Genomic DNA, 18,686 nt, shown 5'->3' on the forward strand with positions numbered 1-18,686 from the left:
TCATGATGTCGTCCCCAAAAATGGCATCCCGGAGTTCAGCGGTCGCGGTCCATAACGAAGCGGGCGATATCGCGCAGCAGGTCGGCCTCCGGGCCGAAGCCCTGCAAGTGTTCGACCGCTTGGTCGACCAGCATGCGCGCCTGGCCGCGTGCGCGGTCGAGGCCGAGCAGCGACAGGAAGGTTTCCTTGCCCGCCGCCGCGTCCTTGCCGAGCTTCTTGCCCGCCACCGCCTCGTCGCCCTCGACATCGAGAATGTCGTCGGCAATCTGGAAAGCGAGGCCGAGATCGCGGGCATAGCCGCGCAGCGGCGTACGCTGCTCGGGCGGAACCTTGCCGAGGATCGCGCCGGCCTCGACCGAGCAGGCAATCAGCGCGCCGGTTTTCATCGCCTGCAACCGGGTGACAGTGGGCAGGTCGAAGCTCGATTTCTCCGCCTCCAGGTCCATCATCTGCCCCCCGGCCATGCCGTTCGGGCCGGACGCGCGCGACAGATCTAGGATCAGCTCGACCCGGACATGCGGGTCTGCATGTGTCGCTGTATCAGCGAGAATCTCGAACGCCAGCGCATGGAGACAATCACCGGCAAGGATCGCGGTCGCTTCGTTGAACAATTTATGCGCGGTCGGCTTGCCGCGGCGCATATCGTCGTCGTCCATCGCGGGGAGATCGTCATGGATCAGCGAATAGACATGGATGCACTCGATCGCGAGGCCGGCGCGACCGGCACAGTCGCGGTCGACGCCGAACAATTGCGCGGTCGCCATGGTCAGCAATGGGCGCAGGCGTTTGCCACCGCCGATCGCGGCATGACGCATCGCGCGGTACAGATCGGCGCGCGGATCGTCGGGAATGGACAGCAACGCATCGAAACGCTGGTCGATATCGGTCGCGACCTCTCCCAGCGCGGCCTGCAGGGTCAGAGATGCAGCGTTCACGCGCTCAGCCGGCGGCAAAGGGGGCGGTGCCGGTTGGCCGGCCTTCGCCGTCGAGCCGGATCGCCTCGATCCGTGTCTGCGCCGCGTCGAGCCGCTCCTTGCACCGCAGCCGCAACTGGTCGCCGCGCTCGTACAGGCGGATTGCTTCGTCGAGTGGCGCATCGCCGCTTTCCAGCCGCGAGACGATCGTCTCCAGCTCCCTGAGCGCAGCCTCGAACGACAATTCTTCGATCGGATTATCCATGGCGCCGCTATGCGGCAGGCGGGCGAGGGGGGGTCAAGGACGGCAGCGGCGCAAAGCGCGGCTTTTATCGGGTGCCCGCAATCCTGCCCGGTCGTTTGACCGGGCCAGCCCCTTTAACCGGGCCAGCCCCTTTAACGGGGAAAGCAACGTCACCAGCTTCGTTAGGACGATAGATCACAGGAGCGCGCCCATGTTCACCAGCATCAATCCCGCCACCGGCGAGGCCGGCGACTCCTTTGCCGAGCTCACCGCCGACGAGGTCGAGACCAGGGTCCAGCGCGCGCATGACGCATTCCAGTCATGGCGCACGACCGATTATGCCACGCGGACCGCGTTGCTCTCGGCGATCGCCGATCAGTTCGACGCGAACCGCCAGCGTCTCGCCGAGATCGCGGTGCGGGAGATGGGCAAGACGCTGAAATCATCGCTCGCCGAGGTCGAGAAGTGCGCGGTCGGCTTTCGCCATTATGCGCAAGAGGGGCCTGACATGCTCGCCTCGCGCGCCATCGCCACCGCAACCGGGAAAGCAACGGCGCGCTGGTTACCAATGGGGCCGGTGCTGGCGGTGATGCCGTGGAACTTTCCCTATTGGCAGGTGGTGCGATTTCTTGCGCCGACGATCATGGCTGGCAATGTCGGGCTGCTGAAACACGCATCGAGCGTGCAGGGCGTCGCGGCAGCGATCGAGGAGATGGTGATCGCGGCGGGCGCGCCGGCCGGCCTGTTTCAGAATCTCGCGATCAAGTCGGACAAGGTCGATGCGCTGATTGCCGATGACCGGATCGTCGCGGTGACGCTGACCGGCAGCGAAGGGGCGGGGATGAAAGTCGCCGAAGCGGCGGGGCGTGCGCTGAAGAAGGTCGTGCTCGAACTGGGTGGGTCCGACCCGTTCATCGTCATGCCCTCGGCGGATCTCGACCAGGCGGTGAAGACCGCGGTGACCGCACGCATCCAGAATACCGGGCAGTCATGCATCTGCGCCAAGCGGATGATCGTCCACGCCGATATCTATGACGAATTTCTGGCGAAGTTCACCGCGGGCATGGCGGCGGTCAAGGCCGGCGACCCGATGTCGGCCGACACCGATATGGGCCCGCTGTCGAGCGAGGAACAGCGCCAGACCGTGCTCGACCAGATCGCGATGATCGAAAAGGAGGGCGCGAAGTTGATCCTCGGCGGCGAGAAATTGCCCGGTAAGGGCGCGTATATGTCGGCGGGCATACTGGTGGATGTGCCGGTTGATCATGCCGTCGCCAAGGAGGAACTGTTCGGCCCCGTTGCGATGGTGTTCAGAGCGGCGGATATCGATGCGGCGATCGCGCTGGCCAATGACGTGCCGTTCGGGCTGGGGTCTTCGGTATGGACCAATGACCCGGCCGAGCGGGAACAGTTCGAGCGTTATATCGAGGCAGGCATGACTGCGGTGAACCAGATGCTGGCGAGCAGTCCCGAAGCGCCGTTCGGCGGGATCAAGCGCTCGGGCCATGGGCGTGAGCTCGGGCCATACGGATTGCATGAGTTCATGAATCTGAAGACGGTGGCCGGCTAGAGGGTCATGCCGTCACCCTGCGAAAGCGGGGATGACGGGCCGGAGGAAAGATCGGACCCTGACCCCGTCAGCGCGCGCCACCGGAAACGTTCCGACTCGGCCACGAATGTTGCCACGCCTGGCGTGGAGGGTCCCTGCCGCCATCCCGGGGCATCGGCGAACACCTCGCCATGTTCGGGATTGGCGTAGATGACCACCACGCGCCCGGTCAGTCGGCACAGCGCGCCCTCCAGACGGTTCCTGACCATGTTCATGACCGTCGCATCGAACGGGTTGTAGAAATAGGCCACGATATCGCCGCCGTCGGGCATGAAAGCCGCCGCATCGGCTGCGACCATGCGGACGGGTGGCATGCCGGGATGTTGTGCTGCGAAGTGCGAGATATTGGCGGTCGCGATATCACACAGACGTGTCGACAGCTCGATGCCGGAAACCCGTGCGAAGCCCATCTCGATCGCCAGCATCATCGCCCGCCCCTTGCCGGCGCCGTAATCAATGAAATGATGGATGGCCGGATCGATACCCAGTGCCGCGACCGGATCGCGCAGCATCGCCGTACTGCTCGGATCGTAGCGGTTGCATTGCTCGATTCGCGACCGGTCGATGCCCAGATCATGGACGCTCACGCCGCGGCTGGTGTCGGTGCCCCAACGCCGATCGAATGCCCGATCGGCAGCGCGGCGATGGCGTTGTTCGGCAGAGAGCGCGGCGATGCCGTGCCGAATATTCTTCAGGATCAGTGCGGCGATCTCGCCTTCTTGGCGATTGCGCAGCCGGGACAGGATTGCTTGCATCTCATGATGTTTCCCTCGGTCCCAGGCGAAGAAAGTACAGCATCGAGCGCCGAAGATATGCTTAAAACGACACTAATGCAGATGGTTAACAGCCCTGCGCGGTAAACGTGCAGGACTGGGACAGATGCAGTCGTCGTTAAGCCGGTGTCAGGCGGTGGTTTTTGCCTCGGCCAGAACTTCGCTGATCAGGTCCTTGCGGCTGAGCTTTCCGATCATCGTCTTGGGCATGTTCAATCGCACGACCACCTCATCGACCCGCTCGTGACGCCCGAGTTGCGGGTTGAGCCAGTCGCGCAATTCCTCGCCCGTGGTGGTGTTCCCGTCGACCAGCGTCACATAGGCGCGCGGCTGCTCGCCGCGATAGGCGTCGGGCATGCCGATCACCAATGCCTCCTTCACCGCCGGGTTGCGGTAGAGGATATTCTCGATCTGGCTCGGAAAGACCTTGAAGCCGCTGACCGCGATCATGTCCTTCAGCCGGTCGACGATGCGGATAAAGCCATCGGGGTCGATCGTGCCAACGTCACCGGTGCGCAGCCAGCGCGTGCCGGCCGCATCGGTTACGAACACATCGGCATCGGCATCGGGCTTGCCCCAATAGCCTTTCAGGATCTGCGGTCCCGACACGACCAACTCACCCGGCTCGCCCTCGGGTGCTGGCAGCGCGGGATCACCCTTGTCGACCAATCTCACATTGGTAGCCGGCAGCGGCTGGCCGATCGTGCCCGGTTTGCCCTCATTTTCATATGGGTTGGCCGAAACCACGCCGGAACTTTCCGACAGGCCATAGCCCTCGACCACGGTCGCACCGGTGACGCTCTCGAACTTCGCCTTCAGCTCGGACGAAAGCGGCGCGCCGCCGGAGATACAGATCCGCAGCGAGGAAAAATCCGTCTGGCCGATCTTCGGGTGATCGAGCAGCGCTTGGTACATGGTCGGGACGCCGGGCAGGGCAGTCGCCTTGGTACGGTGGATCGCGGCGAGCACCTGTCCGGAATCGAAGCGCGGCAGCATCACGATGCAGCCGCCGTTGAGCACAGTGCGGTTGAGCACGCAGGTATTGGCAAAGACGTGGAACAGCGGGAGCACGCCGAGAATGCGATCGACCGCACCAGGATGCGGGTCGAGCCCCATCACCTGCCGCGCATTGGCCGACAAATTCTCGTGCGTCAGCATCGCCCCTTTGGGCGTGCCGGTCGTTCCTCCGGTATATTGGATCAGCGCGACATGATTGGCCGGATCAATCTCCACCGGTGCATGCTGGCCGTCATTGTCGATCAGCTTCGAGAAGGCGATGATCCTTGGATCGTCGGGCCGCTTGGTCGTCTCCTTGCTCTTGAACAAGCGGTAGAGCAGCGACTTTGCGGGCGGCAGGGCGCCGGCAACCGATCCGACCACCAGCCGTTCGAGGCCACTGCGGTCGAGCACTTTCAAGGCGGTCGGCAACACCGCACTGGCCGAGACGGTGAACAGCATGCGCGTGCCCGAATCCGCGACCTGGTGCGCCAGTTCGTCGACCGTGTAGAGCGGCGAGAAATTGACCACCGTCGCGCCGATCTTGAGGATGCCATAATAAGCGGCGAGATAATGCGGCACATTGGGCAGGAAGAGGCCGATCCGGTCGCCCGGGCCATAGCCGAGAGCCGTCAGCCCGGCCGCGACACGGTTCGCGCCATCCAGCGTCTCGGCATAGCTGTAGAGTCGGCCGAGAAAATCGACCAGCGGCGCATCGCCGGCAAGCGCGGCCGCGCGGTCGAACAGCTCGACCATCGAGAGTGGCGGGAACACCGTGTCCCAGCGTGTGGGATGGCGATAGGCGTTGGTCCAGGCGGTGATCGGGTCTGACATTGACATTGGTGTAAGCAACGGTTTCTCCCCACGCAAGCGCGAGAATGTCCTGCCGCCCGGGCGGCAATATTAAAACACAATCAGCCCGCGAACCGCTTGGTCCAGGTGATCAGCACTGACACGCCGAACAGGCCGACATCGACCGCGGCCTGCACGCGGCCCGGCGACCGGTCGCCCTGATCATGGGTGATGATGCGAATATCGGCGGATGGATGTCGCACGGCGATTGCGAAGAGCAATGCGACGACAACGGCCACGGCAATTCGGCGATCGCGCATTGGCGCGTCCTTCTGGTTAAATTGCCCCTGTCGTCGTTCTGCGTAACGATTCGAAGGCAAAACGGCAAGCGCGTCTAGGCGGCGGCGGCTCTTTCGAACTGTGGCGCGCGGGCCGCCCGCACCCGGTCCCGGCCAGCTTCCTTGGCGTCGAACAGCGCACGATCGGCGGCGCGGTACAATGCCTTCCAATCGGTTTCGCGCGCGAGCGGGCCGTTGCACACGCCGATGCTGGCGGTGACGGCGAGATCGAACGGCATGCGGCCGCTACGGAATCCGGCGAGGATCGCCTCGGCTTCGATCGGGCGGTCGCATGACGTGACCACCGCGAATTCCTCGCCACCGATCCGGGCGACCAGCGTTTCGGCGTTTGCCGCAGCGCGCAGGATGCGGGCGACCACGCGCAGCACTTCATCACCGCCGTCATGGCCGATCGTGTCGTTGACGCGCTTGAAATTGTCGATGTCGATCAGCAGCAACGACTGATTGCCCGCGCGGCCGATCGCCCGGTGCAAAAAGGCACGGCGATTGAGCAGGCCGGTGAGTGGATCGGTGTCGGCCAGCAGCCGGGCGGCAATCTCCTGTTCGCGCGCTTCATCGCGTTCGCGGCTGATCATCAGGATGCGATAAGCGATCGCCATCGACGACAGCACGGCCTCGACCGCCATCGACACAACGGTCGAATTGTCGAGCCAGAAATTATAGAACAGCAAGTTGAAGCTGTACGCGGTGCGGGCCGCGCCGAGGCCGATCGGTACCGACCAGGCGATCAGGAACAGCCAGAGATAGGGACTGTGGTGCCGCCAGGCGCTGTACAGGACCGGGACGATCGACAGGATCAGCAGCCCGAAACCGAGCGACAGGGCCGTGTCGAACCCGCGCATCCCCCAGGGCGCGAGCAACGCTATACCCAGTGCGGGCAGTGCCACAGCGGCCGACGCGATCCGGGTCAATGCCCGCAGTCGCGAGGTCATCACGCCATGTTCGAAGAAATGGCCGAGAAACGCGACCGCCGTCACGCCGACCATCGCCAGGGTCAGATAATTGATGCGCAGCCGTGTCCGGTTGTCGATGTCCGTCAGCAGCCATGCCAGCGTGCCGGATGAGGATAAGGCATAGAGCATCAACGCGACGAGCATCAGGCAATAGAGCGGCAGATAGTCCTGACGCAGTGCCCGGGCCAGGCCGAGATTGTAGAGTAGCAGAGCCAGGCACAGCCCGCCGAACCCGGCATAGATCGCCGCCAGGACGATATTGGACATCGCTGCTTCGGTCCCGGTCGCGATCGTCGCACCGAGCACGACGCCGCGCAGGTTCATGCTGCCCTCGACATACCAGAGCAACCGCACCACCGGCGCGTCGCGGCGCGGGAGCCAGCGGTGCACGATCGCGCCGAGTTGCAGATTGCGCGTCGCGGCATGGGCATCCGTCCGGATCGTCGCAACCTTGCCGTCGGCATAGAGCGCGTAGAGCGTCATGCTTTCCTGCCACTGGCTGAGCACGCGTACCCCAATGCGCTGGCGCGTATCCGCGACCGACATGGGCTGGCTGATCACCCAGAAATTGCCCGCGCCAAACTTCTGCTGAGGCGTCTTGCAGTCAAAGCCCGACGACGGCGTGCGCAGGAGTTGCGCCGCAGTCATACCGGGCGTGGCGCGCAGGATGCACAGCGTAATCGGTTTGCCGACCGTGCCGGCCTGTGCCCGCGCGGGTGCCGGCGTGGCGACCATCACCGCCAGGCAAGCGCCGATCAGCGCCAACAGACTGAAAAACCACGGCCGAAGCATCCGCACTGTCTAGACCGGATATGCCAAACAGAAGGTAAAGAGCGCTCCGACGACTGCCGGATGTGCCGATCCGGGGCGAGCCGGCGGCGCTGGCTATGAAAATTCGATCCGATCGCTATCCATTACGCCGCCGATATGACCTATCGTTCCGGCTGCCGTCTCGCATCAAGGTCAATAACGACAGATGACCCCCGTCGATCCCAGAACGCTTGAGATCTTCCGCGCCATTGCCGAGACCGGCTCGGCGACGCGCGCGGCGAACCGGCTCAACACCACTCAGCCGAGCGTGACGCGAACCATCGGTGCATTCGAGAAATCCTGCGGATTCCGGCTGTTCGATCGCGGCCGGAACGGCATGACCCTGACGCCGGAGGGAGAGGTGTTGCTCGCATCGGTCGAACGCAGCTTTGCCGGCCTGCGCGCCGTCCAGCGCACGATCGGGGAGATCAGGGGCGGGTTGCACGGTACATTATGGGCGACTGCCATTCCGGTCGTCGCGGAAGGCGTGCTTGGCGCATTGCTTGGCCGTTTTGCCCGCGAAAACCCGCAGGTCAGCGTCAACCAGCATGTCGCACCACCCGAACTGGTGCTCAACAGAATCCTCGCGGGCGAGGTCGATATGGGGGCGATCATCGGCCCGGTCCCGATTGGAATGAAGCTGGCAGCGGTGCCGATCGGCGAGCGCACCATGACGCTGGTGGTGGCGCCGCATCATCGTCTTGCCGATCGCGACCTGGTCCGGTTCAGCGAACTCGACGGCGAAATATTCGTGATGATGCCGCGCGCGCATAATATCCGCAGCACGGTCGACGCCATGCTGGAAGAATTCGGCGTCCGTCCGGGCATGATCCATGAGATGGGCAGCCAGCGCTCGGTCGCGGAAGTGGTCAGGAATTGCGACGGTATCGGCTTTATCGACACCGAGATCGTCGACTCGATGCGCCCCGGTTCGCTGGTCGCGGTCCGGCTCGATCCGCCGGCATCCTGGACGATCAACCTGATTCACCGTCGTGACGACACGTCGAAAGTGCTGGCGGCGTTTCTCGACTGGCTTGCCGGCCAGGCCGACCAACCGGCGGCTAACCCTGTGTCGGCTGGCCCTTGACCCAGCCGATCGCCGGATCGTTCATGTCGACCGCCTCGCCCAGTTCCCAGACCTGCTTGTAACCATAGCCGACCAGATTGACGAAGGTCTGGATATTGAGCGCCAAGGGCCGCGACTTGGTGACCACCGGTGCGATGTTGTTGCGGAAATTATTGTTGCAATAGATGTAGATCGGCCGGTTCGTGTCGGATCCGATCACCCGCGCCAGGCTTTCGGCAGTGAAATCGGGCAGCGGCAGATTGACCGCGCCGGCAATATGCCCCTGGCGGAATGCCTCGGCGGATCGCGCATCGAGCAACAGCGCGTTCGGCGCCACGCTTTCGCGTTTGAAGTCAGCCACATTCAGCAACCGTTTTGCGCGATAGGGGCCGACATCCTGAGTCAGCGCGACAAAGCCGTCATAGTCGATCAGCGGATTGGCGGGCGGCGGCGCTTCCTTTGCCGACAAAGGCATTGCGACGCTCAATCCGGCAAATGCCGCCAGGACGATCAATGATGTTCGCATGTCACCCACTCCCGATCCGTGTTGTGAGAAGAGTGAACGACCGCATCTTGACCGTTGCTGAATGATCGAAAAGCCGTCCGGGATCTGGTCCGCGACTGATCTTTTGCTGTCCATATGCGGGACAAGCTTCACAGCTATCTTGTTTTCTATCGCCGCCACGTGCCTATTGTTAACCATCATACCGTGGGAGTCGGACATGGTGCGGAAATTGCTGGCTGGAGTCGCACTGGCGACGATCTCGAGTGCCGCCCAGGCGGACTGGGACGATCGTTACGAAATGCAGCAGGTGGTGGTGGCCGCCGCCGATCTCGATCTGGCGACCAGCGCGGGGATCGCCGAACTGTATCGCCGGGTCGATCGCGCGGTGAACCGGATTTGCGGTAGTGACCGGGATTGCCGCGAGGAGGCCTGGGAAAGCACTGAGGATCAGGCATCCGCAGCGATCAGTCATGACAAATGGATGCGTCGCCTGGCGCTGGAGCGCGCGGCGCAATTGCGCGCCTGTGGCTGGGGCGGGTGCGAACCGCGGCCCGCTCAGGTATGGTCCCCGCCGGCTCGCCCGCCCGTCACCTATTCGGTGGCGCCGGGCACCCGCATTACCGTCGTGATCCGCTCCTCGCCGGGGCCGGTCTATTATCGCCGATAGCAAAAGGGCCGGACTTTCGCCCGGCCCCTCGCTGTAGGTGATGTAACGCCTTATTTCGCTTCGACGCTCTCGGCCCTACCCTTTTTATCGGGGCCCTTTTTCTTGGGCTTTTTCGGTGCCGCGGCCGTGATTTCGAAGACCAAGGCGCCATCCTTCATCTTCACCGTCACTTCGCCGCCATGGACCAGCTTGCCGAACAGCAATTCCTCGGCGAGCGGCTGCTTGATCTTTTCCTGGATCAGGCGGCCCATCGGGCGGGCGCCATAGAGCTTGTCATAGCCCTTGGTGGTGAGCCACGCCTTGGATTCGTCGTCGAGCGTGATGTGCACATTGCGGTCGGCGAGCTGCAGTTCGAGCTGGAGGATGAACTTCTCCACCACCCGCGCGACCACGTCGGTCGGCAGATAGCTGAACGGCACGATCGCATCCAACCGGTTGCGGAACTCCGGCGTGAACATCTTCTGCACCGCCTGCTCGTCCTCGCCCTCGCGCGACAGCTGGCCGAAGCCAAGCGTCTCGCGCGCCATGTCGGATGCGCCGGCATTGGTCGTCATGATCAGGATGACGTTCCTGAAATCGACGGTCTTGCCGTGGTGGTCGGTCAGCTTGCCGTTGTCCATCACCTGCAACAGGATGTTGAACAGGTCGGGATGCGCCTTCTCGATCTCGTCGAGCAGCAGCACCGAATGCGGCTGCTGATCGACCGCATCGGTCAGCAACCCGCCCTGGTCGTACCCGACATAGCCGGGAGGCGCGCCGATCAGCCGGCTGACCGAGTGACGCTCCATATATTCCGACATGTCGAAGCGCTGCAGCGGGATGCCCATGATGCTGGCGAGCTGCTTGGCGACTTCGGTCTTGCCGACGCCGGTCGGGCCGGTGAAAAGGTAATTGCCGATCGGCTTGTCGGGATCGCGCAGGCCCGCACGGCTGAGCTTGATCGCCGAGGCAAGCTTCTCGATTGCGGCATTCTGTCCGAACACGACCCGCTTGAGATCGGTTTCCAGGCTTTCCAGCGCCTTGGTGTCGTCGGTCGAGACCGATTTCGGCGGGATGCGCGCCATCGTCGCGATCACGGCTTCGATCTCGCGCGTGGTGATGGTCTTCTTGCGCTTGTTCGGCGCCACCAGCATCTGCATCGCGCCGACCTCGTCGATCACGTCGATCGCCTTGTCGGGCAGCTTGCGGTCGTTGATGTACCGCGCCGACAGCTCGACCGCCGATTTGATCGCGTCGGGCGTGTATTTGACCGAGTGATGATTCTCGAACGCGGTACGCAGCCCGGTCAGGATCTTGATGGTGTCCTCGATCGTCGGTTCATTGACGTCGATCTTCTGGAAGCGCCGCAGCAGCGCGCGGTCCTTCTCGAAGTGATTGCGGAACTCCTTGTAGGTGGTCGAACCGATGCAGCGAATCGTGCCGCCCGACAAAGCGGGTTTCAGCAGGTTCGACGCGTCCATCGCGCCGCCGCTGGTCGCGCCGGCACCGATCACGGTGTGGATCTCGTCGATGAACAGGATCGCGTCAGGCAGCTTTTCGAGCTCGTTGACGACCGCCTTCAGGCGTTCCTCGAAATCGCCGCGATAGCGCGTGCCGGCGAGCAAGGCGCCCATGTCGAGCGAATAGATCACTGCCGGCAACAGCACCTCGGGCACATCGCCTTCGACGATCTTGCGTGCCAGGCCTTCGGCGATCGCGGTCTTGCCGACGCCGGGATCGCCGACATAGAGCGGGTTGTTCTTCGAGCGGCGGCACAGGATCTGCACGGTGCGATCGACTTCGGGGCCGCGCCCGATCAGCGGGTCGACCTTGCCGTTCTTGGCCTTCTCGTTGAGGTCGACGGTGAACTGCTTGAGCGCGCTTTCGCCCTTTTTCTCGCCGGGCTTCTGCGTCTTCTCTTCCTCGGCGCCCTTCACTTCGCGCGCTTCGGGAACGGCGCCGCCCTTGCCGACGCCATGCGAGATGAAGCTGACGGCATCGAGACGGCTCATGTCCTGCTGCTGAAGGAAATAGACGGCATAGCTTTCGCGCTCGCTGAACAGAGCGACGAGCACATTGGCGCCGGTCACCTCGTCGCGGCCCGAGGACTGGACGTGGAGAATCGCGCGCTGCACGACGCGCTGGAAACCGCTGGTGGGCGACGGGTCGGTAGCGGCATCGACCTTCAGCGCCTCGAGCTCGGTATCGAGATAATGCGCCACGGTCGCTTTCAGCTCGCCGAGATCGACGCCGCATGACGACATGACATTGGAGGCATGCTCGTCATCGACCAGCGCCAGCAACAGATGCTCCAGCGTCGCATATTCATGACGGCGCGACGATGCGGCTTCGAGCGCCTTGTGAAGCGTGGTCTCGAGCGCAGAGGCGAAACTAGGCATTCAGATTACTCCATGCGGACCGTCGGAATGCGGACGGCCCTTTCCACTAATGTTGGAAGGCAGGTCGCCCGCATCAAGCACTTGAAAAAAGCTCCGGCTCTTCCAGCCTGCCGGAGCGCTCATGCTCATCGCTTGAATAGGTCGTCAGCGCTTGCGCGATGGTTAACGGCCTTGGTCATGCGTGTACGTGTGCGGACGATTTCGCCCTCCAGCGCGGCGATCCGCGCTTCGCATTCCTCGACCGACAGGGGGTCGAGGTCCTGCCGGGTCAGCGCTGTCAGCGGGTCGCCCGGTTTTCCTGCAAGGATCTCATCCAAATCCATGACATGAAAGTTGACCGGGTGTACCGCGATGTCAATAAGACCCGCCGGATATCCGGCGAAAAAGGGGCGGCGGATCGATGAGCGACATTCCGAAACTGATGCGGGCGATCGATCCCGATGCGCCCGGCGGACCCGATGTGTTGCGCATCGTCGAGCGGCCCGTGCCGGTGCCCGGGCCCGAAGAGGTGCTGATCCGCGTCGCCGCCGCCGGCGTCAACCGGCCGGAAGTGATGCAGCGCAAGGGATTATACCCGCCGCCGCCTGGCGCGCCGTCGATTCTCGGCATGGAAGTATCCGGCACGATCGTCGCGGTTGGTGACGGCGTCATGAAGGAAATTATCGGCCAGCCGGTCTGCGCCCTGATCAGCGGCGGCGCCTATGCCGATTATGCCGTCGCGCCCTGGGGCCAGTGCCTGCCGGTGCCCGAAGCGCTGTCGATGGTCGAGGCCGCGGCAATGCCCGAGACGCTGTTCACCGTGTGGACCAATTTGTTCGAGCGCGGCTATGCCTCGGAAGGCGACACGGTGCTGGTGCATGGCGGGACCAGCGGCATCGGAACCATGGCGATCGCGCTTGCCAATCTGTTCGGCCTGACGATCATCGTCACGGCCGGATCGGACGAGAAATGCGCCGCGGCCAAGGCGCTCGGGGCGGATCATGCGATCAACTACAAGACGCAGGACTTCGTCGCTGAGGTGAAGGCGATTACCGCCGGCAAGGGCTGTGCCGTGGTGCTCGACATGGTCGGCGGCGACTATCTGCCGCGCAACATGCAGTGCCTTGCGGACGATGGTCGTCACGTCTCGATCGCCGTGCAAGGCGGGCTGACCGCGACGATCCCGATCTTCGAGATCATGCGCCGCCGCCTGACTCTGACCGGATCGACGCTGCGCCCGCGCGACACCGCGTTCAAGACGCTGGTCGCCGACGAACTTTCACGCACGGTCTGGCCACATGTCGCAGCGGGACGTTTGAAACCGGTGATCGACCGCACTTTCCCGCTCGCGGAAGCCCCGGCTGCGCATGAACGGATGGAGGCCGGCGACCATGTCGGCAAGATCGTGCTGGTGATGGACGACTAGCGCCTATGGTCGGTCGTGGAAAAAGGCAGCGGGATCCCAGCGTCCGCTGGGATGACGGGGCTTGTTTGGTTGGCCGCCTGCCCAACTACACACGTCATTCCCGCGAACGCGGGAATCCCGCTTCTTCTTCTCGATTCCTGAGATGAAAGGCGGCTGGGTCTATATGATGGCCGATCGCTATCGCGGCGCAATCTATATCGGCGTCACCGCTTATATCGAAGCCCGCGCCTTCCAGCATGCGACCCAGGTCGGCTCCGATTTCTGCCGCCGCTACGGCATTACCAAGCTCGTCTGGGCCGAATATGCCGAGCGGATCGACGATGCGATCGTGCGCGAGAAGCAGATGAAGAAATGGCGGCGCGCGTGGAAGATCGAGCTGATCGAGACGGTGAATCCCGATTGGCTGGATTTGTTCGAGACGATGAACGGCGGGACGGAAGAAGGCGCCGTATTTCCGAAGGAGTTGCGATAGCCCCGCTTTCTTAAACCTCCCGTCATCCCCGCGAAGGCGGGGATCCCGCTTCTTCTTTTCGACAGAAATTCAGTCTCTACCGGCCAAGGTGGAAAAGGCAGCGGGATCCCCGCTTGCGCGGGGATGACGTTGAGGTGGGAGGTTCCCCCGACATCTCAATCGACATTCGTGTTCGATTCCGCTGGCGACCGGCCGTCTCGACCTCTATCCTGTATTCATGGGGCAGGGTGGTAAGTGTTAGCGTTTCTCGGGGCGCCGGAAAATTTCGTCTTCGTTTCGGCCATCGTGCTGATGCTGTTGATCGGCGTCGTGCAACTGGTCGGGCTTGGTCATGACGCGCATATTCATGGCGATTTCGATTCGCACCCCGACCTGCTGAGCTGGCTCGGGGTCGGCCGCTTGCCCATGCTCATGCTGCTGGTCGTTTTCCTGGCGACCTTCGGCGTGATCGGGCTGATCGGCCAGCAGGCGATTCATGACACGACCGGCGCGCTGCTGGATTCCTGGTTCGCCATTCCCGCCGCCCTTGCCGCGGCGCTTCCCGTCACTGGCCTGGCCGCCCGGGGCCTCGCGCGCGTCCTGCCGCGCGATCACACCACCGCGATCTCGCTCGACGATCTGGTTGGCGAGGTGGCGTATATCGTCACCGGCCGTGCCGCTTATGGGTCGCCCGCCCGCGCTCGCGCCGAGGACGAACATGGCCAGGCGCATTACGTCATGGTCGAACCCAATACGCCCGACCAGGTCTTTGAGGAGGGCGAGCGCATCCTGCTCGTACGCCGCGAGGACCAGATCTTTCGTGCCATTTCTCGCGGCGACCATCGTCTGCCGCATATCGGAGTCTGACCGCAATGAACGAAGTCGTTAGCCAGTCGGGATCGATCATACCCTATCTGATCTATTCGGGCGTCGGCCTTGCCGCGCTGCTGATCCTCGGCATGATTCTCGCCAAGCTCTACAAGCGCGCTTCGAAGGAGATCGGCTTCGTGCGCACCGGCTTCGGCGGCGAAAAGGTCGTGATCAACGGCGGTGCGCTGGTGCTGCCGGTGTTCCATGAGACGATGCCGGTCAACATGAACACGGTGCGTCTCGCCGTCGAGCGCAAGAACACCGACGCGCTGATCACGCTCGACCGGCTGCGCATTGACGTGAAGGCCGAATTCTATGTCCGCGTGCGTCCCGACGCCCAGTCGATCGCGACCGCGGCGCAGACGCTTGGCATGCGCACCATGCATCCCGATGCGCTGAAGGAGCTGGTCGAGGGCAAGTTCGTCGACGCGCTGCGTTCGGTCGCCGCCGGCATGACGATGAACCAACTGCACGAACAACGCGCCGATTTCGTGCAGAAGGTGCAGCAGGTCTCCTCCGCCGATCTGGCGATGAATGGCCTGGAGCTCGAATCGGTCTCGCTGACCGGGCTCGACCAGACCTCGATCGAGCATTTCAATGCCAATAACGCGTTCGACGCCGAAGGCCTGACCAAGCTGACCGAGCAGATCGAACTGCGAAAGAAAGCGCGCAACGATATCGAGCAGGACACGCGGATCCAGATCGAGACCAAGAATCTCGAGGCCGAGCGCCAGTCCTTCCTGATCGGCCGCGATACCGAATTCGCCCGGCTCGAGCAGGAGCGCGAGATCGAACTGAAGCGCGCCGGCCAGGCGTCCGAAGTGGCGCGCGAACAGGCGCTGCGCACGCGTGAAGCCGATCAGGCGAAGATCGAGGCCAAGCAGAAGGTCGACAGCTCGCAGATCGAAGCCGACCGCGCGGTCAAGGAAGCGCAGATCGCGCAGGAACAGGCGCTCGCGCTGGCCCGGCAGGAGCAGCAGATCGCGGTGCAGAACAAGAGCCGCGAAGAAAGCCAGTCGCGCGCCGAGGCCGATAAGGCACGCGCCGAAGCCGTCGCCGCCGAGGAACAGGTCGGCACCGCGCGCGAGACGGAGATCGCCGAGCGCCAGAAGCGCATCGAGCTGATCGATGCGTCGCGCGAAGCCGAACGTGCCGCGATCGGCATCAAGGTGCAGGCCGAGGCTGAGAAGCAGGCGGCGGCCGACCGCGGTGAAGCGGTACGACTGACCGCCGAGAGCGAAGCGGAAGCTGCCAAGCTCAAGGCGGAGGGCGACCGCGTCCGCTTCGAGGTCGAGGCCGCGGGGCAGCGTGCGGTCAACGAAGCGGCGAACCTGCTTTCGTCCGACCAGGTGTCGATGGCGACCAGGCTCGCCTTGCTCAAGGTGCTGCCCGACCTGATCCGCGAAGCGGCACGGCCGATGGAAGCGATCGACAGCATCAAGATCGTGCAGGTCGAGGGGCTGCAGGGCCAGGGCGGTGCCGGTGTCGCGATCGACGGCGATGGCGGTAACGGCAACCTCGCCAATTCGGCGGTGTCGGCGGCGTTGCGCTATCGCGCCCAGGCGCCACTGATCGACGGGCTGATGAAGGAACTCGGCATCGACGGCTCGTCGCTTGAGGCGATGACGAAATCGGTGACCGCAACCCAGACCAAACCGGTGGTCGCGCCGGTCGTGGTCGTGTCCGACCAGGAATGATGAGGCGTTTCACGCGTATGTCCAACCAGGGTCGGGTCTTCGGGGAAGGCGATGACGTTGATTGATGACCCGGTGGTCAAGCGGGATGCCATGATTCGCGGCGTTTTGCTGGGTCGCCAAGGTCCGACAGCGTAGCCGGTACGATCGGAATTTCTTCAAACCAGCGGCGCGCTCCGGCCGATCATCTGCCCGGCCAGTTCATGCAACGCCGCGCGTAATGCCGGCGGATCGATCACCTCGATCTCCGGCCCGATGGCGAGCAGGTCGAGCGCCGCCTGTTCGGGCCGCTCGACCGGCAGGGTCAGGCGCACCCAGCCATCGCTTTCCACTGTTCCGGCCGCCTGCACGGCGCGGACGGCATAACCGCCGAGCCGGGCCAGTCGCTTGAGGCCGATCGGCGAAGCGCGCAGCACCGCATTCTCCTGCCGCAAATCGCTCTCGAAGCGCTCGGTCGCTTCCGACCAGAAAGCGGCGAGTTCGAACCCCGCGGGCCGCTCGAACATCGTATCCAGCATCGTCGCCGACAGGATATTGGACACTTTGAAGATTCGCGTCTTGCCGCGCGCGGCGGCGACGCAATACCAGCCGCCGCCTTTCATCACCAAACCGAGCGGTTCGATCCGCCAGTCATGCGTTGCAGTCCAGCTTTCGTAGCGCATTTCGACCACCCGCTGGTCGAGCACCGCGCGGGTCAGTCGGGGCAGATGCTCGGCCGGCTGATCGTCGCGGTACCAGTCGACCGGGTCGAGATGGAAGCGTCCGCCGATCCGCGCCGCGCCGTCGACCGATCCGGGCGTCAGCGACGCGAGCAGCTTGCCCTTCGCGCGCGATGCCGCGGGGCCCAGGCCGAGCGCGGCGGCCGGGCCGGGCAAGCCGATCATCAGCATCGCCTCCGCTTCGTCGCTGGCGAGCCCGGTCAGGCGCGTGCGATATCCGTCGAGCAGCTGGAACCCGCCGCCCGGGCCGCGATCGCCATAGACCGGCACGCCGGCCGCGCTCAGCGCGTCGATATCGCGATAGATGGTCCGCTCCGAGACCTCGAACTCCTCGGCCAATGCCTTCGCGGTCAGCCGCGTGCGGAGTTGCAACAGGATCAGGATCGACAGGAGCCGGCTTGCGCGCATGAATCGGCTATGCCCGATAATAGCTGACGGAAAGTGTCAGGTAGCACGGTCCATACCGCTTCGCATCACAGGTGAAGGAAAATGGACATGGAACAGACAATCGGACGCAGAACAATGCTGCAGGGCGCTGCTGGATTGATCGTCGCGCATATGGCGCTGGCTGGCGTGACGGCGGCGGGCGCGACCGAGGCCGAACCGCTGGGCAAGCCGGGCGATTTCGACTTCCTGACCGGCGAATGGCGGATCCATAATCGCATGATCAAGCCAGGAACGACCGGCGAATGGATCGAGTTTCCCGGCGAAGCGACGGTACGGGCGATCCTCGGCGGCGTGTGCAGCGTCGAGGAACTGCGCATCCCGGCGCGCGATTTCTCCGGCATGGGTCTGCGCCTGCTCGATCTCGAAAAGCGGGTCTGGTCGGACCATTGGGTCAACGGCAAGTCCGGTGTGGTCGCCGTACCGGGGCAGTTGGGGGTATTCCGGGACGGCGTCGGCACGTTCGAGTCCGAGGAAATGGATGGCGGCACCAGGATGCTGGTGCGCGGGATATGGGACCGGATCACCCCGACCTCGCACCGCTGGTATCAGACCGTCTCACGCGATGGCGGCAAGAGCTGGGCGGAAAACTGGTACATGGACTGGAGCCGCGTCGGTTAGGATGGATCGACGGTCAGCGCCGCGATGCGGGCCGCGTCGATTCAATCCTGCGGGCATTCATGCCAGCGTGGCGGCGGATGGGATGCCAGCCGGCGTTGCGCCCCGCTCTTTGACATGACCGGAAAACAACCAGTGTTTTGCGACCGCTGTTCGGCAGGAACAGCGGTCAGCTCACCCCTGTTCCTGCGCTTCCCACCGCTGTTATGGATAACAGCGGTGGAGGTATTCAAGGCATTGAAAAAAGAAGAAAATCAGCGACCCAGATCCAACTTAACAGGGGTGACCTTTTTTCGAAGGAACAGCGGTAAATCCGGCCCGATGATGACCGCGACTCGCATGGCTGCGGTCATCGGCCAATCGGCGCGGCAGGCAGGTCACAAGGCGCGCTTGTCGATCATTCCGCTCGTTTGATTTGA

Annotated in this window: 19 protein-coding genes; 9 read left to right on the forward strand and 10 right to left on the reverse strand. The window is 63.7% G+C overall.

Annotated features, from left to right (window positions below; genetic code table 11):
* Positions 1-35: 35 nt before the first annotated feature.
* A complete protein-coding gene (locus H3Z74_RS02460) occupies positions 36-935 on the reverse strand; it encodes a polyprenyl synthetase family protein (RefSeq protein WP_187762435.1) in 900 nt (299 codons plus the stop codon).
* Positions 936-939: 4 nt separating this feature from the next.
* Positions 940-1,179, reverse strand: a complete 240-nt coding sequence (locus tag H3Z74_RS02465; RefSeq protein ID WP_187762436.1) for an exodeoxyribonuclease VII small subunit — start codon at positions 1,177-1,179, stop codon at positions 940-942.
* Between the two features lie 190 nt (positions 1,180-1,369).
* Between H3Z74_RS02465 and H3Z74_RS02470 the strand changes: the two genes are divergently transcribed.
* Positions 1,370-2,728, forward strand: coding sequence for an NAD-dependent succinate-semialdehyde dehydrogenase (locus tag H3Z74_RS02470; protein ID WP_187762437.1), 1,359 nt, complete (start codon positions 1,370-1,372; stop codon positions 2,726-2,728).
* Here H3Z74_RS02470 and H3Z74_RS02475 read toward each other — a convergent pair.
* The 4 genes from H3Z74_RS02475 to H3Z74_RS02490 form a co-directional block, all read right to left on the reverse strand.
* A complete protein-coding gene (locus tag H3Z74_RS02475; RefSeq protein ID WP_187762438.1) occupies positions 2,725-3,522 on the reverse strand; it encodes a hypothetical protein in 798 nt (265 codons plus the stop codon). The genes H3Z74_RS02470 and H3Z74_RS02475 overlap by 4 nt on opposite strands.
* Before the next feature lie 147 nt (positions 3,523-3,669).
* Positions 3,670-5,370 (reverse strand): AMP-binding protein, encoded by a 1,701-nt coding sequence (locus H3Z74_RS02480; protein ID WP_187762439.1) that lies wholly within the window; start codon positions 5,368-5,370, stop codon positions 3,670-3,672.
* A gap of 80 nt (positions 5,371-5,450) precedes the next feature.
* A complete protein-coding gene (locus H3Z74_RS02485; RefSeq protein WP_187762440.1) occupies positions 5,451-5,648 on the reverse strand; it encodes a hypothetical protein in 198 nt (65 codons plus the stop codon).
* 74 nt (positions 5,649-5,722) lie between these two features.
* Positions 5,723-7,432 (reverse strand): sensor domain-containing diguanylate cyclase, encoded by a 1,710-nt coding sequence (locus tag H3Z74_RS02490; protein WP_187762441.1) that lies wholly within the window; start codon positions 7,430-7,432, stop codon positions 5,723-5,725.
* A gap of 184 nt (positions 7,433-7,616) precedes the next feature.
* Here H3Z74_RS02490 and H3Z74_RS02495 point away from each other — a divergent pair, with 184 nt between their 5' ends.
* Positions 7,617-8,537, forward strand: coding sequence for a LysR family transcriptional regulator (locus tag H3Z74_RS02495; protein ID WP_187762442.1), 921 nt, complete (start codon positions 7,617-7,619; stop codon positions 8,535-8,537).
* Here H3Z74_RS02495 and H3Z74_RS02500 read toward each other — a convergent pair.
* The gene (locus tag H3Z74_RS02500; protein WP_187762443.1) at positions 8,512-9,042 is read right to left on the reverse strand and encodes a rhodanese-like domain-containing protein; all 531 of its coding nucleotides are present in this window, start codon (positions 9,040-9,042) and stop codon (positions 8,512-8,514) included. The two genes, H3Z74_RS02495 and H3Z74_RS02500, sit on opposite strands and share 26 nt — an antisense overlap.
* Positions 9,043-9,238: 196 nt before the next feature.
* Between H3Z74_RS02500 and H3Z74_RS02505 the strand changes: the two genes are divergently transcribed.
* The gene (locus H3Z74_RS02505) at positions 9,239-9,688 is read left to right on the forward strand and encodes a UrcA family protein (protein ID WP_187762444.1); all 450 of its coding nucleotides are present in this window, start codon (positions 9,239-9,241) and stop codon (positions 9,686-9,688) included.
* A gap of 50 nt (positions 9,689-9,738) precedes the next feature.
* Here H3Z74_RS02505 and clpA read toward each other — a convergent pair whose 3' ends face one another.
* Positions 9,739-12,066 (reverse strand): ATP-dependent Clp protease ATP-binding subunit ClpA, encoded by a 2,328-nt coding sequence (gene clpA / locus H3Z74_RS02510; RefSeq protein ID WP_187762445.1) that lies wholly within the window; start codon positions 12,064-12,066, stop codon positions 9,739-9,741.
* A gap of 125 nt (positions 12,067-12,191) precedes the next feature.
* The gene (locus tag H3Z74_RS02515) at positions 12,192-12,389 is read right to left on the reverse strand and encodes a DUF1192 domain-containing protein (RefSeq protein WP_187762446.1); all 198 of its coding nucleotides are present in this window, start codon (positions 12,387-12,389) and stop codon (positions 12,192-12,194) included.
* 77 nt (positions 12,390-12,466) lie between these two features.
* Here H3Z74_RS02515 and H3Z74_RS02520 point away from each other — a divergent pair, with 77 nt between their 5' ends.
* The 4 genes from H3Z74_RS02520 (at position 12,467) to H3Z74_RS02535 (ending at position 16,489) form a co-directional block, all read left to right on the forward strand.
* Complete coding sequence (locus tag H3Z74_RS02520; protein WP_229726833.1) at positions 12,467-13,471, forward strand: NAD(P)H-quinone oxidoreductase; 1,005 nt, start codon at positions 12,467-12,469, stop codon at positions 13,469-13,471.
* Positions 13,472-13,613: 142 nt separating this feature from the next.
* Positions 13,614-13,943, forward strand: coding sequence for a GIY-YIG nuclease family protein (locus H3Z74_RS02525; protein ID WP_187762447.1), 330 nt, complete (start codon positions 13,614-13,616; stop codon positions 13,941-13,943).
* A 234-nt stretch (positions 13,944-14,177) separates the two neighbouring features.
* A complete protein-coding gene (locus tag H3Z74_RS02530; RefSeq protein WP_187762448.1) occupies positions 14,178-14,789 on the forward strand; it encodes a YqiJ family protein in 612 nt (203 codons plus the stop codon).
* 5 nt (positions 14,790-14,794) lie between these two features.
* Positions 14,795-16,489, forward strand: a complete 1,695-nt coding sequence (locus H3Z74_RS02535; RefSeq protein ID WP_187762449.1) for a flotillin family protein — start codon at positions 14,795-14,797, stop codon at positions 16,487-16,489.
* A 155-nt stretch (positions 16,490-16,644) separates the two neighbouring features.
* Here H3Z74_RS02535 and H3Z74_RS02540 read toward each other — a convergent pair whose 3' ends face one another.
* Positions 16,645-17,613, reverse strand: a complete 969-nt coding sequence (locus tag H3Z74_RS02540; RefSeq protein WP_187762450.1) for a helix-turn-helix transcriptional regulator — start codon at positions 17,611-17,613, stop codon at positions 16,645-16,647.
* A gap of 87 nt (positions 17,614-17,700) precedes the next feature.
* Between H3Z74_RS02540 and H3Z74_RS02545 the strand changes: the two genes are divergently transcribed.
* Entirely contained in the window at positions 17,701-18,270 is a 570-nt protein-coding gene (locus H3Z74_RS02545) for a hypothetical protein (RefSeq protein WP_187762451.1), read from the forward strand.
* 114 nt (positions 18,271-18,384) lie between these two features.
* Positions 18,385-18,681 carry a hypothetical protein gene (locus tag H3Z74_RS02550; protein ID WP_187762452.1) on the forward strand — a complete coding sequence of 99 codons (297 nt, stop codon included), beginning with the start codon at positions 18,385-18,387 and terminating at the stop codon, positions 18,679-18,681.
* Positions 18,682-18,686: the final 5 nt, after the last annotated feature.

Origin of the sequence: Sphingomonas alpina (genome assembly GCF_014490665.1) — a bacterium.
GTDB classification, from domain to species: Bacteria; Pseudomonadota; Alphaproteobacteria; order Sphingomonadales; family Sphingomonadaceae; genus Sphingomonas; species Sphingomonas alpina.